This is a genomic window from Tenacibaculum salmonis (genome assembly GCF_041053065.1).
GTDB classification, from domain to species: domain Bacteria; phylum Bacteroidota; class Bacteroidia; order Flavobacteriales; family Flavobacteriaceae; genus Polaribacter; species Polaribacter pacificus_A.
In genome coordinates, this window is sequence record NZ_JBFCVV010000005.1 from 1 (window position 1) to 1,063 (window position 1,063).

The 1,063-nt window shown below is 23.8% G+C and carries 1 protein-coding gene; it reads left to right on the top strand.

All coding sequences use genetic code 11. The features are described 5' to 3' along the window. Positions 1-131 precede the first annotated feature (131 nt). Positions 132-824, top strand: a complete 693-nt coding sequence (locus AB0T67_RS12305) for a hypothetical protein (RefSeq protein WP_193706795.1) — start codon at positions 132-134, stop codon at positions 822-824. Positions 825-1,063: the final 239 nt, after the last annotated feature.

Here is a 1,063-nt window from a genome sequence, read left to right on the forward strand (position 1 = left end):
AAAAACGTTGTGTGTAATGCGAAAAACGAACAACTTCAAAGAAAATTAAGATATTCTGAACGAACTTAACAAAAATTAAACAACTCAATTACAATACATTAACAACTAAATTTCTAATATTACCAACAAAAATGAAAAATGAATTTATTCGTTTTATTTTTGGAATAATTAATATAAAATATTTAGAAATTATGAACGATTCTTACAAAAAACCAAATTTATTTTTAGAAAAAAATATAGAAATTTTCTTTCTTAAAAGTGAAAAAAAAATCAAAAACAAAATTAATCAATCCAACTACGATTTTGAAAAAATAGAAATTAAAAAAGAGGTTGAAAGACTAATTGAATGTGAAAATTTAAATGTTCCAAAACTGATTTTAAATGAGAAAAAAGAATCTGAATATGTGGAAAAACTTTTTTTAGGACAAGAATTACCTTCACCTTGCCGATTTATTGAAAATTACCCATACAAAATTGAATTTATAGTTAGGAAAGTTAAATTCAAAGGTAATTCGTTGTTTTTTGAATATGGACTTTCTACTACGACAACAATATTTCAAAAAATTGATGTTTATTGTGAACATTTAGAAGTTGAACAAACAAATTGGAAAGATGGAATACTAAATAATGAAAAAGGAATTAAGAAATTAAATGAAGATTTCAAAAGAACATTAGATTTATTAGAAACAAATTTAAGTGAATTAAATATTCTCACAAATCAGAAGAAAAAAATGATACGAAAAAATATAAATGAATATATTGAACAGAAAAAACAAAATATACTGAATATTAATATGAACATTGAAAGACTAAATGAATATTAAACACTACACACAACACCGTATATAATTTATTGCTGGCTTCTCACCTACTTAAGAAAGTCCTCGCGGACTTTCTTGGTTGGTAATTATTTACTAAATTAGTTGCTTGAAATACGCAACAAATAATATACAAAAACGTTGCAAGTAATGGCGGAATTTCAGCCTGAAATTCCTAATTAGTGATTTATCTTTTCTAGAAATTAATATTGAATAATATTGCGCTGGAAAAATTGAAAATGACT